14 protein-coding genes are annotated in these 12,086 nt (G+C 54.5%); 5 read left to right on the top strand and 9 right to left on the bottom strand.

The genetic code is table 11. The features are described from left to right. Positions 1-31: 31 nt before the first annotated feature. The gene (locus ACN0VD_RS14975) at positions 32-1,618 is read right to left on the bottom strand and encodes a fatty acid--CoA ligase (RefSeq protein WP_417595670.1); all 1,587 of its coding nucleotides are present in this window, start codon (positions 1,616-1,618) and stop codon (positions 32-34) included. 146 nt (positions 1,619-1,764) lie between these two features. Here ACN0VD_RS14975 and ACN0VD_RS14970 point away from each other — a divergent pair, with 146 nt between their 5' ends. Then, on the top strand, positions 1,765-2,562 hold the full coding sequence (locus ACN0VD_RS14970; RefSeq protein ID WP_417595668.1) for a sugar phosphate isomerase/epimerase family protein: 798 nt from the start codon (positions 1,765-1,767) through the stop codon (positions 2,560-2,562). On the opposite strand, the gene ACN0VD_RS14965 is transcribed toward ACN0VD_RS14970, so the two are convergent. From ACN0VD_RS14965 to ACN0VD_RS14950, 4 genes are read right to left on the bottom strand one after another with little or no spacing between them, the layout of a single operon-like run. Then, complete coding sequence (locus tag ACN0VD_RS14965) at positions 2,559-3,821, bottom strand: serine hydrolase domain-containing protein (protein WP_417595666.1); 1,263 nt, start codon at positions 3,819-3,821, stop codon at positions 2,559-2,561. The genes ACN0VD_RS14970 and ACN0VD_RS14965 overlap by 4 nt on opposite strands. 10 nt (positions 3,822-3,831) lie before the next feature. Next, positions 3,832-4,473 carry a CoA transferase subunit B gene (locus ACN0VD_RS14960; protein WP_417595664.1) on the bottom strand — a complete coding sequence of 214 codons (642 nt, stop codon included), beginning with the start codon at positions 4,471-4,473 and terminating at the stop codon, positions 3,832-3,834. A gap of 2 nt (positions 4,474-4,475) precedes the next feature. Further along, positions 4,476-5,420 (bottom strand): hypothetical protein, encoded by a 945-nt coding sequence (locus tag ACN0VD_RS14955; RefSeq protein ID WP_417595662.1) that lies wholly within the window; start codon positions 5,418-5,420, stop codon positions 4,476-4,478. Next, positions 5,420-6,127 carry a CoA transferase subunit A gene (locus ACN0VD_RS14950; RefSeq protein WP_417595660.1) on the bottom strand — a complete coding sequence of 236 codons (708 nt, stop codon included), beginning with the start codon at positions 6,125-6,127 and terminating at the stop codon, positions 5,420-5,422. The genes ACN0VD_RS14955 and ACN0VD_RS14950 overlap by 1 nt, the downstream gene beginning before the upstream one ends. 90 nt (positions 6,128-6,217) lie before the next feature. On the opposite strand from ACN0VD_RS14950, the gene ACN0VD_RS14945 reads away from it, so the two are divergent. Further along, entirely contained in the window at positions 6,218-7,303 is a 1,086-nt protein-coding gene (locus ACN0VD_RS14945) for an esterase-like activity of phytase family protein (protein ID WP_417595658.1), read from the top strand. A gap of 4 nt (positions 7,304-7,307) precedes the next feature. Here ACN0VD_RS14945 and rpmB read toward each other — a convergent pair whose 3' ends face one another. Continuing rightward, positions 7,308-7,598 carry a 50S ribosomal protein L28 gene (rpmB, locus tag ACN0VD_RS14940; RefSeq protein WP_417595656.1) on the bottom strand — a complete coding sequence of 97 codons (291 nt, stop codon included), beginning with the start codon at positions 7,596-7,598 and terminating at the stop codon, positions 7,308-7,310. Between the two features lie 151 nt (positions 7,599-7,749). Here rpmB and ACN0VD_RS14935 point away from each other — a divergent pair, with 151 nt between their 5' ends. Further along, a complete protein-coding gene (locus tag ACN0VD_RS14935) occupies positions 7,750-8,208 on the top strand; it encodes a nucleoside deaminase (RefSeq protein ID WP_417595654.1) in 459 nt (152 codons plus the stop codon). Between the two features lie 3 nt (positions 8,209-8,211). Here ACN0VD_RS14935 and ACN0VD_RS14930 read toward each other — a convergent pair whose 3' ends face one another. After that, the gene (locus tag ACN0VD_RS14930) at positions 8,212-9,012 is read right to left on the bottom strand and encodes a LytR/AlgR family response regulator transcription factor (protein ID WP_417595653.1); all 801 of its coding nucleotides are present in this window, start codon (positions 9,010-9,012) and stop codon (positions 8,212-8,214) included. Beyond that, on the bottom strand, positions 9,009-10,241 hold the full coding sequence (locus ACN0VD_RS14925; RefSeq protein ID WP_417595652.1) for a sensor histidine kinase: 1,233 nt from the start codon (positions 10,239-10,241) through the stop codon (positions 9,009-9,011). Before ACN0VD_RS14925 ends, ACN0VD_RS14930 begins: the two co-directional genes overlap by 4 nt. Positions 10,242-10,399: 158 nt before the next feature. Here ACN0VD_RS14925 and ACN0VD_RS14920 point away from each other — a divergent pair, with 158 nt between their 5' ends. Continuing rightward, on the top strand, positions 10,400-10,984 hold the full coding sequence (locus ACN0VD_RS14920; RefSeq protein WP_417595650.1) for an HD domain-containing protein: 585 nt from the start codon (positions 10,400-10,402) through the stop codon (positions 10,982-10,984). A gap of 19 nt (positions 10,985-11,003) precedes the next feature. Here ACN0VD_RS14920 and ACN0VD_RS14915 read toward each other — a convergent pair whose 3' ends face one another. Continuing rightward, positions 11,004-11,543 carry a winged helix-turn-helix transcriptional regulator gene (locus ACN0VD_RS14915; protein WP_417595648.1) on the bottom strand — a complete coding sequence of 180 codons (540 nt, stop codon included), beginning with the start codon at positions 11,541-11,543 and terminating at the stop codon, positions 11,004-11,006. A 173-nt stretch (positions 11,544-11,716) separates the two neighbouring features. Here ACN0VD_RS14915 and ACN0VD_RS14910 point away from each other — a divergent pair, with 173 nt between their 5' ends. Beyond that, positions 11,717-12,046: a CC_3452 family protein gene (locus ACN0VD_RS14910; protein ID WP_417595646.1), complete on the top strand. Its 330-nt coding sequence runs from the start codon at positions 11,717-11,719 to the stop codon at positions 12,044-12,046. The last annotated feature ends 40 nt before the right edge of the window (positions 12,047-12,086 follow it).

Below are 12,086 nucleotides of genomic sequence, written 5' to 3'. Positions count from 1 at the left end.
CGGTTAAGTCTCAACTATAAAATGCTATCGATCAGTTAACCGCCCGGTCCTTGCCTTCCCAATAAGGCGCGCGCAGGTCCTTGCGCAAGATCTTGCCCGAAGGATTACGCGGCAGAGCGTCGATGAAATCAATCGACTTCGGACATTTATAGCCGGCAATACGTTGACGGGCGTCGGCAATCAGTTCCGCTTCGGTCAGTTCCTGACCGGCCTTGACAACCACGCAGGCCTTCACCGCCTCGCCCCATTTTTCGTCCGGTACCCCGATCACGGCGACATCGGCAACCTTGGGATTGGCATAAAGCGCGTTCTCGACTTCCGCCGGATAGACATTTTCTCCGCCGGAAATGATCATGTCCTTGAGCCGGTCCTGGATATAGAGATAGCCGTCCTCGTCGAGCGAACCGGCATCTCCGGTGCGCAGCCAGCCGTCGGCGTCAATCGTTTCGGCAGTGGCTTCGGGGCGGTTCCAATAGCCTTTCATATTCTTGGCCGACCGGGTCGCGATTTCGCCGATCGTGTATGGTGGCAGGGTTTCCCCGGTTTCCGGATCGATGATCTTGATCTCGACGCCGGGCAGAGGCGTACCGACCGAGCGCATCTTCTCGTTGCCGTTCACGTCATGGTCTTCGGGGTTGAGCGTGGTGATCGTCCCCGATGTTTCGGTCATGCCGTACATCTGGACAAAACCGCAGCCAAGCACGTCCATCGCCTGCTTCATCAGCTCGAGCGGGATCGGCGACGCGCCATAAGTGATATATTTGAGATTGGAAAAATCGACATCCCTGGCGCGTGGATGATTGAGCAATATCTGGATCGCCGCCGGAACCATGAAGATTTTGGAAATATTATATTGTTCGATCAGATCGAGCGCCTGGGTCGGATCATATTCGGGCAGAACGATAGCGCTGCCGCCAGTGTACATCACGCCCAGCCCGGTACCGGTACCGCTGATATGAAAACAGGGCATGGCGAGAAGTGTAATTTCGCCCGGGATCGGTTTTTGCCAGTCCATCAACTCGTCTTCAGTGACGCCGGAACTGCGCGAAGAAAAGATCGATCCGCTGGTCATGATTGCCCCCTTGGGGTGCCCCGTGGTGCCTGATGTGTAGAGTTGCAACGCGTCATCGTCTTCGGCGCAAGCGATCATCGGGTCCTTGGCATCAAATTCATCCCGCCAGGACGGATAGCCGGGGAATTCGCCTTCCGCTTTCTCGCTACCCAATATCAATTCCACATGATCGAGATCCGCTCCAATCTCACCAGCCAGATCATCGAAACCGGGACCGACAAACAGGATTTTCGCCTGACTATCGTTCAGGATATAGGCAACCTCGGGCGGAGCCAGTCGCCAGTTGACCGGCACCATGACCGCGCCGAGCTTGGCCGCACCGACCAATATTTCGAAATAGAGATGACTATTCTTGCCCATATAGGCGATCCGGTCGCCCTTGCTGACACCCTTTGAAGCCAGCGCCTGCGCCGCCCGATTGCTGCCCTCATCCAGACGGGCGTAGGTCATCTCGTCATCTTCATAGATGAATACCACGGCATCCGGCTGTTCCTGCGCCTGAAACCGCACCACATCCGCGATGGAAATTACTTCATCTTCCGTCATATTATCATCCTCTTTGCGCGATTCTGCGATCAGCCATGACCGGAATACATAGTGACGGGAACGAGTCATACAGCCTAGCATATTGACTAGCCCCGCGAGCTTAAATCGGGTCGCATGGTATCGCACTACTGTTCTAGGGTCGATCCATGCAAAAGCTAGCATTGCACCAGATCACAATGATGGACGGCGGAACGGAAGGTCTGGTCCGCTTCGCCGCCGGGGCCGGGCTTGACCGGGTCTGCCTCTTCACGGCTACACCGGTGGATGGCCATGGCCGGGATATGTTCCCCACTATTCGTCCGGCAGAGGTTTCATTCTTCACAACATTGCTGAACGACCTTGATGTGCAGGTCATTAATGCCGAATATTTTCCGGTGATGGCGGAATGTGACGTTTCGGTCTATCTCCCTGCCGTCGCTCTCGCCGCAGAATTGCAGGCCAGGCGCATCGTCACCCATATCCACGAAACCGACCCCCAGCGTGCTCGGGATCAGTTGGAAAAATTATGCGCCATGGCACGCGACCACGGTCTGGAAGTTGGTCTGGAATTCACCGGTTTTGCCGCTGGCTGCAACAGCCTGACGCGCGCAGTTGCACTGCATGATCGCATGGACCAGTCCAATCTGACCATCGCGATCGATGCGCTCCATCTGTTCCGAACCGGCGGTACACTCGATCAACTGCAGGCCGTGGCCCCCGATATTATTGGCTATGCACAATTATGCGATGGCCCGGACTGCCGCCGCTCAGACGATTATCTCGACGAAGCGATGAACCGGATGATCCCTGGCGAAGGGGTCTTTCCGCTGAAAAAACTGGTCGCCCTGCTCGGTCCGCATGTCGATATCGACATAGAAGTTCCTGACTTCGCCGGTTCTGCGGTACAAGATGCAAAATCATGGGCACATCGCGCTATCGCCGCCAGCCGCAATCTGTTCGATTAAGACGCCGGAACCACAGGCACTTCAGGTTGCGGTAGGTCCGACAGATCGAGCCAATCATTGCCCGTCTGACCATAAAAACTGTCGAGCACAGCAAAGGGAACCCGGAAGGGCCGGCCCCAACCGCTGTTCCACATCGCCACAACACCCGTCCGTGCTACCGGATCAAATATCATCGTCGAACGGAACCCATCCACCGCACCGCTATGGCCGACCAGTTGCCGGCCGGCATAGGTGAAGCTCCGCCAGCCCAGTCCGTAGGACGGCTCGGCAAGCGCGCGGGCAAGGTCACCGCCATAGACGCGTCCGGTTCTGACCAACGGCGTATGGGCCAGTGCCAGTGTGGGGACCGACAGGATGTCTTCATTCTCGCCCATTTGCGCGCGCAGCCAGCGTGTCATGTCAAGAATATCGCTGCTGACGCCAGCGGCGGCGGGAATGCGCCAGTAGGATTCCACCGGGATCCGCACCTCGGCACCGTGATGCGGTCGCGCCCAGCTTGGCGAGCCCGTGAGTCCCGCCATACCGAATTGAGCACTTTTCATGCCGAGCGGTTCAAATAACTGCTTTTGCACTGCATCGGAATAGGTCGTTCCGGCTGTCATTTCCAATATCTCACTCACCGCATCAAAAGCGATATTCTGATAACTGTGACAGGTGCCCGGCACGCATTGCAGTGGTGCTGTCGCAAGCTGCGCGCGGAGCTGTACGGGATTTTCGCCATCCTCCAGCTTGCGATCATAAGCATTCTTGGTCAGACCGGTCTGGTGCGACAGAAGCTGCGCCAGCGTTATCCGTGACTCTGCCCCGCCGGGAAGTCTGAGCGACGACGGCCAGCTGTTAAGCGGTGCGTTGAGATCAAGCCTGCCTTCTTCCGACAATTTTGCGGCAAGCGAACCTGCCACACCTTTTGATATTGAAGCCCAGCGAAATATCGTTTGCGGGATCACCCGCTCTCCGGTGCTTTTATCCGTTACGCCGTAGGTGCCGACAAAGCGGAGATCACCATTCTCGACAATGGCAACCGCCAAGCCCGCCATTTCCGGTCGCGCCGCAAACGCCGCAAATTGACGGTCGAGTCCGTGATAATCAATTTTCCCCTTCCAGTCGTCGGGGCGGGTTGGCAGCCTCTTTTCAACTTCCGCTGCCTTCAGGGGCGGTAGCGGAAACCCGCTTTGCTGTTCGACAAGCCCGCGATAGCCATACCAGCCGACGAGCAACAATGCCGCCAGCCCGAACAGCAAAGTCAGATATTTTTTCACCGGCAATATTCTATAAGGCTATTTCATAAGCAGCAGTGGTTTTCGCCGCCACTTCATCTGCGCTAACCCCGGGAGCCAGTTCAATCAGCTTGAACGGACTGTCATGATCGTCCCGCTTGAAAACGGCGAGATCGGTAATAATCATGTCGACAACATTGGTACCGGTCAGCGGCAAGGTACATGCTGGAATGAACTTGGGACTGCCGTCCTTCGCGCAATGATCCATGACGACGATGATTTTCTTCACACCCGCAACCAGATCCATCGCACCGCCCATGCCCTTGATCATCTTGCCAGGGATCATCCAGTTCGCGATATCCCCGTTTTCCGCGACTTCCATTGCGCCCAATACAGTCAGATCAATATGGCCGCCACGGATCATCGCAAAGCTGTCTGCGCTACCGAAATAGCTCGATGAGGGAAGTTCGCTGATCGTCTGCTTGCCGGCGTTGATCAGGTCGGGGTCTATTTCATCCTCATAGGGAAATGGTCCGATACCGAGCATCCCGTTCTCGCTTTGCAGGGTAACTTCAACCCCGTCCGGAATATGGTTGGCGACCAGTGTCGGAATGCCAATCCCGAGATTCACATAATAGCCGTCTTGTAGTTCCTGAGCAGCCCGAGCGGCCATTTCATCACGAGTCCAGGGCATATTTATCCTTCTTTCTCAACCGGTATTACATTTGCTGCTTCGTTCGCTTCCACGAGAGGAGGCGGTGTCACAAACCAGCCGTTATCGAACATTTTCTCCAGCGTGACCGCCCCATCGGGATCCCGCAAATAATCATAGAGCTCGTCAAAATCTGCGCGGTCATCCCCCGCGATCGCGACAATGCAATAATTGCGCGCAGCATCCCAGCGCCGGACCTGTTTTCGATCCTCCCCGCCACGATCCAGGAAAAGGAAATCATCCGATTCGGATTGTGAAAAACCGGCTTCATTCAAAATCGCCGAAATTTTCTCGGATGCTGCAACCGGTTGATCGGATAACCAAATCACGCTGATTTCAGCCGCATGCAGGCTGTTCAGCACTTCGATCAGACCATTTTGCCGGTACAGCGTCTCCGCTTTTGTCCAGTCGCCGCCGTTTGTGTCGTCGAGATCAATGGCCACAGCCAATGGCTTACCCTCGCACGCGATGGTTTTCGGCTTGAAAATGTTAACCCGCGGAATCAAAACTACCGATTCGACGCCCTCTCCCGCTTCCAGCCTCGCCGATTGCTTCAGAGCATGGGCCGCAAATCCGGCATAGGGAGAAGCATTGGAACCCGGCGGCCGATAGAATTGGGAAATATAATCCGCCGCGTCCCCGCCAAGATCGGCCTCGGTTATCTCGAAAGCGCCCCCCTTTCCGGAGAACGCCTTGTCCGCCGCAGGAAAGCTGGCAGTCGCGTCAATATCGGAGCCGACTGTGACCTTGCCCAAGGGCATCGCAAGATCAATTGCGCCGGACGCAACCATTTCGCGCTTCGCCGCGGCGCGATCAATCTGTTGCTTGCCCATCGTTCCCAGAGCCGCGAGCGGCAGCAATGCCGCGACGCAACCGGACAGCATCGGCAAAATGGCCAGACCGGCCAAAGACAGGCGCAGCCGGACCATTAGGCGTCTTCACGCTCCCGGGTCATGCGGAATTCGATTTTCTTGTTATAAGGCGCGCCGTTGATCAGCCGTTTGACATATATGCCCGGCAAGTGGATGCAATCTGGATCCAGTTCGCCGACTTCGACAATTTCCTCGACCTCGGCGACACAAATCTTGCCGGCGGTCGCCATCGGCGCGTTGAAATTACGAGCGGTTTTGCGGAACATCAGATTGCCCGCCTTATCCGCCTTCCAGCCCTTGATCAGGCAGAGATCTGCATAAATACCGCGCTCGAGAATATAGGTTTGGCCATCGAAATCCTTGTGCTCTTTGCCTTCGGCAACCTGCGTTCCGACACCGGTCTTGGTATAGAATCCCGGGATACCCGCTCCACCGGCACGACACCGTTCCGCCAAGGTCCCCTGCGGACAAAATTCTACCTCCAGTTCGCCGGAAAGAAACTGCCGTTCAAATTCCTTATTCTCGCCAACATAGGAAGAGATCATTTTCTTTACCTGACGCGACCGGAGCAACTTGCCCAGACCTTCATTGTCGATGCCCGCGTTGTTCGAAGCAATCGTCAGCCCCTTGACCCCATCCTTCTGGATCGCATCGATCAACCGTTCCGGAATCCCGCAGAGTCCAAAACCACCCACACAAAGATGCATGTCATCAAACAAAAGGCCGTCGAGAGCGGCATCGGCATCGACATAGATTTTTTTCATTTTCGCGCTTTCCTGACTGATTGTCCGGCGTCTAGCGCAGGTCGCGCCCGAGCGTCCACAATAGAATTTGTTTGGAGAAGCGAATCGGTTATGCGCGATGTCATGCTCCGCTTTCTGGCTTGTATTTCGCTCTTCTTTTTCCTCGTGCCCGTCACCTATGTGCGCGGCCCCATGCCCGTGCCAAATGAAAGCCAGTATATCTCGCTCCAACCGGTATTGATTGACGCGAAGAACCCCGTCCGCACCAGGGTCGGTCGCCTCGAATTTCTCGGTGGCTGGACAATCACCAGCGACAATGCCGCATTCGGAGGCATATCATCCATGGTTGCTTTGGCCGACAACCGTTTTCTGATGCTCAGCGACAACGGAAGCCTGTTCGGATTTACATTGGATGAGGACAAGAATCTGGCGATTCGTCCGTTCATTGCGCCACTCCCAGACGGTCCGGCCAAACCAAATGCATTTGCGCGACAGAATTGGGATTCCGAATCCTTCCTGCACGATCCAGAAACCGGCCAGTTTTGGGTGGGTTACGAGCATCAGCACAGTATCTGGCGCTACGGTCCATCCCTCGCGCGCAAAGAAGCCGCGCATTATCCTGCAGCCGCAAAAAATTGGCCGGAAAATGGGGGTGCAGAGGCGATGCTACATCTGCCCGATGGGCGTTTTCTGGTTTTCTCGGAGGCGGCAGAATATTCGGAAGGTGGCTATCAGGCACTCATTTTTGCCGCCGACCCGGCCGAACCGTCCAGCAAACCTGTCCGTTTTGGCTATCAGCCACCGAAGGGCTATCATTTGACGGATGCGGCACTGCTTGATGACAAGTCGGCATTGCTTTTACACCGGCGTTTCACGCCTTTTGGCGGCCTTTCAGCAATAGTCTCAATCGCCCAGTTACGGGATTTCCAGCCGGAAAAGATCGCGACATCGGTACCGATCGCAACCCTGAAGTCACCGCTAAAGGTCGATAATATGGAAGCATTGGCCGTCACGCACGACGCGGACCAGACAATAGTCTGGATTGCGTCGGATGACAATTTCATCGCGCTGCAAGAATCCCTGCTATTCAAATTCCGGCTGCTGAAGGGAAAAGTCTCTCGGAAAGAACCGAATCTGGAACGAAAAAACGAAAAAGCCGGAGCAAGCCCCGGCTTTTCAACGTTCGAATCAGATTAACCGCTTAGGCGGTAGCAACCTGCTTTTTCGCAATTTCTTTTTTCAGGCGCTTCACGCGTTGGCTCAACTTGTCGTCGGATGTTTTCAACAACCAGTTGTCCAGACCACCAACATGTTCCACAGACCGCAGGCCGTGGGTCGAAACACGCAGTTTCACGCCCTTGCCGAGCGTATCAGACAAAAGAGTGACATTTTGCAGATTGGGCAAAAATGTTTTCTTGGTCCGGTTTTTGGCGTGCGACACATTATTGCCTACCAGCCGAGTCTTACCTGTCAGTTCGCAAATCCGCGACATCGTAAAAGTCCAATTTCTTGTTATTGAGTGATTCCCAGCGGGAAAGTGGGACCGGATAACCACAAACCGGCAGGGCGTCAAGCACTACGGCGCTTTTCCTTGTCCGATGCCCGATCTGGCCTTTTAACATCAATCCCGCTAGGCGCAGCCGATGGCTCTGGCAAATTATACATCGTATATGGAGGCGGCTCTGGCCTTGGCCAACCAAGCATTGGCGATTGGCGAAGTGCCGGTCGGCGCGGTTGTCATACGAAACGGAGACATTATCGGACGCGGCCATAATCGCACCCGTATCGACCAGGATCCGACCGCCCATGCCGAAATCGTTGCGATTCGCGAAGCAACACGGTTTCTTGACAATGACCGGCTCGACGATTGCGATCTGTGGGTCACGCTGGAGCCCTGCACCATGTGCGCCGGCGCGATTGCCCATGCCCGCATTCGTCGGCTCTATTATAGCGCTGGTGATCCCAAGGGCGGAGCGGTGGATAATGGCGTCCGCTTTTTTGAATCCCCCACCTGCCACCACAAGCCCGAGGTATATGCCGGGCTGGAAGAAAAACTATCGGCGAAACTGCTCACGGACTTTTTCCGGGGGCGCCGCGGCTAACGGCTAATGCACAAAACGCGCCACAACGTCACGGTAACTGCGACTGACCTTGACCTGCGCGCCTGATCCCAGAACCAGGAAACATTCACCATTGGTATGCGGTTTCACTTCGCGAACCTGGCTCAGATTGACAATGGTAGAGCGATGCACCCGTTGAAAATGACGCGGATCCAGACGTTTTTCCAGATCCTTCATCGTCTCTCGCAGGATCAGACTATTATCTGCCGTATAGATACACATATAATCGCCAGCCGCGTCAATCCGTTCGATCGTGTCGACATCAACGCGGAAAATCTGCCCCCGGTCCTTCACATTGATCAACTTCTCATAGCGATTCGCCGACGCGGGTTCTTCGGAATCATCAATATTAGCCATGGCGTCGGGCGCAACTTCGCTGAGCACATTTTTGAGCTTTTCGAGTTCTGCACCGCCACGTTTTTCCAGGACGCGCTTGCGCACCCGGTCTATCGCATCGGCCAGCCGGTCTTCCTCGACCGGCTTAACCAGATAATCGATCGCCTCGGCCTCGAAGGCACGCACGGCATGTTCGGAATAGGCGGTCACAAAAATGAACAATGGCGGTTCGATCTCCATGATTCCCTGGACCACCGAAAAACCGTCAAATCCCGGCATCTGGATATCGAGAAATACCAGATCGGGCTTCAACGTCTTGATTTTGCGAATCGCTTCGCGACCATTGCGACAAGTGTCGACAATCTCGATATCGTCAAATTTTTCCAGCCGGATCTGAAGGCCCTGAATCGCAAGTTTTTCGTCGTCGACTAATATCGTTTTGATCGTCATGTTTTTAAATCCTTATGCTGAAATGATGCCATCGCCGGTGTAATCGCCGGCTCCCGCTGATGGTCATCGCTGGATGCATGCTCCCCAAAAATTGTCTCGTTTCTCACTTGTTCGTCTGTTGTCGAATCATCCGCCGCTTCCCGCTCGATCTGTTCTCTTGTCTCAAATGGCAAAGCGATGAATACCGAAAAGCCCTCACCAGGCGACGAACGCGTTTCGAATATAGCCGCTTCTCCGTAAGCCTGGTTTAATCGCTCCTGAATATTTCCGAGACCGACGCCGGTCGAATCAGATTTACCGGTCGTCGCACCCATTTTTCCGGGTCCGGTATCCGACACGGTTATTTTCAGCTTGTCCCCCTCGAGATGCGCGGAAACCGAGATATCCGCACCTTCCTCCTGTGGCGTAACCGCATATTTGATCGCATTTTCAACCAGCGGCTGGAGCAACAGTGATGGTAAAAGCGCGTCACGCACCGCAGGGTCAATATCGAAATGGGGCCGCAGTCGTTCCTCGAATCGCATTTTTTCGATATCGAGATAGAGATGCAGAGTTTCCACCTCCTGCGCCAAAGTCACCCGGCTGTGGACCTCGTTCACCAATGTATGGCGCAGGAACGAGGACAGGCGTGACAGCATGGCATTGGCTGGCTCGGTCTGCCGGAGCAGCACGAGTGTGGAAATGCTGTTCAGCGTATTGAACAGAAAATGAGGATTGAGCTGGTAGCGCAGCATCGCGAGTTGCGCGCGGGTGGCCTGTGCCTCAAGCTGCAGCAACTGATCATTTTGCTCCTCGACCCGGAGAAAGAAATTAATCGCATAATAAAGTGCCGACCAGGCGCCAAGCAGCATGATGCCCAGAAACAGCGACCCCAGGAACAGTGTGACGAAGGCGGTTTCCGACGTCGGGTTCTGGATGAGGAAAACCCAGGCGTCGATAAAAGCATATAGCGCCGCGGCAACGGTCAATATCGCTGCGGTACTGCTCCATGTCACAATCGGGCGCCGATGAATCAGATTCTTGTAAACCACCGACAAAAGGAGGGAGATGGAGTAGCCGGTGATGGTCGAAATAATGACCGGCACCAGAAAACCCAGCGGCAATCCATTTGATATCCCCCCGACTGCCCTCAATATGAGCGCACCGGCCCAGCCTGCGGATTGCAGGTTCCAGAATGCCCGGTTTTTGTTGCCAAAAAACGGCTGGGGGCGAATTTCCATGACGGCCATTACCTTATCTATAGCGGGGCATTGCCGGTTGGGGAAGAATCGCCTATCATTTGCGCAAATAAGGCACCAAACGGCACTTTTCCGACGGAAAATGCAAAGTGATTGGCATTGCCGGATAGGGAAAAATGGTTAGAGGTCAAGAAAAGGCATAGGAGAGTATGATGGGCGGTCCCAACGAAGTCCGGGCTAAATTTCCCTCGATGGAAGAGGGCACCCAGGAAGACTGGCAGATTATTGGCGGCCATTTCGGTTCTTTTGCCAGCAAGGTCGCCGACCGTGTGCTTGATCATTTGAGGCTGCTTGATGGCGACTTTGGCGGTTTTCCGATCGATCGTATGCAGCATAGCCTGCAAACCGCCACCCGTGCGCACCGCGACGGCCGGGACGAGGAATATGTCGTGATGGCGTTGCTGCACGATATCGGCGATACGCTCGGCACCTATAACCATCCCGATATCGCAGCGGCGATCCTGAAGCCTTTTGTCAGCGAGAAGAACCACTGGATCACGGAAAAGCACGGAATTTTCCAAGGCTATTATTTTTTCCACTATCTGGGCCAAGACCGCGACATGCGCGAACAATATCGTGGCCATGAACATTTTGAAGATTGTGCTGAATTCTGCGCAAAATATGATCAGACCGCGTTTGATGCCCATTATGACACGGCGCCGCTGGAATTTTTCGAACCCATGGTTCGCCGGATCATGGCACGCCCGATAAACAGCATCTACGCGACTGAATAACGTCCGTCATATCGGGTTTTCAGGCTGCTGAAGACTCGCCAATTTCCTTCAGATGGCGAACAACGATGTCTTCGCGGCAGCCGCCATCTGGATCGGATTTCAATTCTGATTCATCAATCCAGCACAAATCATCCATTTCGAGAATTCGGTCATCATGCGCCCGCATGCTGATCCGACCGATTGGTTGACGATCACGCGAATCGCAGAGGACCGGGTTGGACGGAACGCCGGTCTGCCAGCGTTCTCCCCACTGCCGCAATGCGATCATTGTCGGCAACAGATCCTGACCTTTGTCGGTCAGGCGATATTCGACTTTCCGCTTATCATGATCACAGGGACGACGAGTCATGATCCCGGCTTCGACCATACGGGTCAACCGGTTGGCCAATATGTTCCGTGCGATACCAATTTCCGATAGAAAATCTTCAAAATGTCCAATGCCATTAAGCGCTGCGCGCAATATCATGAAGCACCAGCGTTCGCCAATTACTTCCAGTGCCATCGGCAGGCTACATTCCCCGCCCGTCAGACTCGATAGATCTTCTCTGATTTTATCCATGGCCCCATTCCTAAACCAGTTTGGCGACGAGTGCGAAAAAAATATAAGTTTTTAGTTGCAACTTAAAACCCATTAATATAAGTAGTGATTCGCAACTTATATTGCAACAACAATTTTCTCCCCTCGCCCATCAGCAGATGGAGCAAATAACGCCGGACTTGAAAGGAAACATCATGCTTCTCTCCCAAAACCCGCTTCGCGCCTCTATGATCTTCTGCGTGGCTGCAATGGCATCCCTCACCCTGTTTACCGCAACGACTGCCGAAGCCCGCGGTACGGCTATCGCCTATACTGCAGAATTGCAGGCACCGGTCGAAGCAGCGCAGGAAATTATAAAAGGGGCAGTTATCCGCTGCTCTGGCACCAAATGTATTGGTGGACAAAGCACCTCTTCACCCCGAACGATCTGCGCCAAAGTCGCCGATAAATTCGGCCCGGTTGCCAGCTTTGCCTATAAGGACGAAGCGTTTGACGCCGAAGCACTGGCAAAGTGCAACGACTGATTTGAATATCCCATCTGACCGGTTCTCACTCCCGAAGACA

The sequence above is a fragment of the Parasphingorhabdus sp. genome (assembly GCF_048267785.1).
GTDB lineage: Bacteria > Pseudomonadota > Alphaproteobacteria > Sphingomonadales > Sphingomonadaceae > Parasphingorhabdus.
This window is presented reverse-complemented; position numbering and strand designations above follow the sequence as displayed.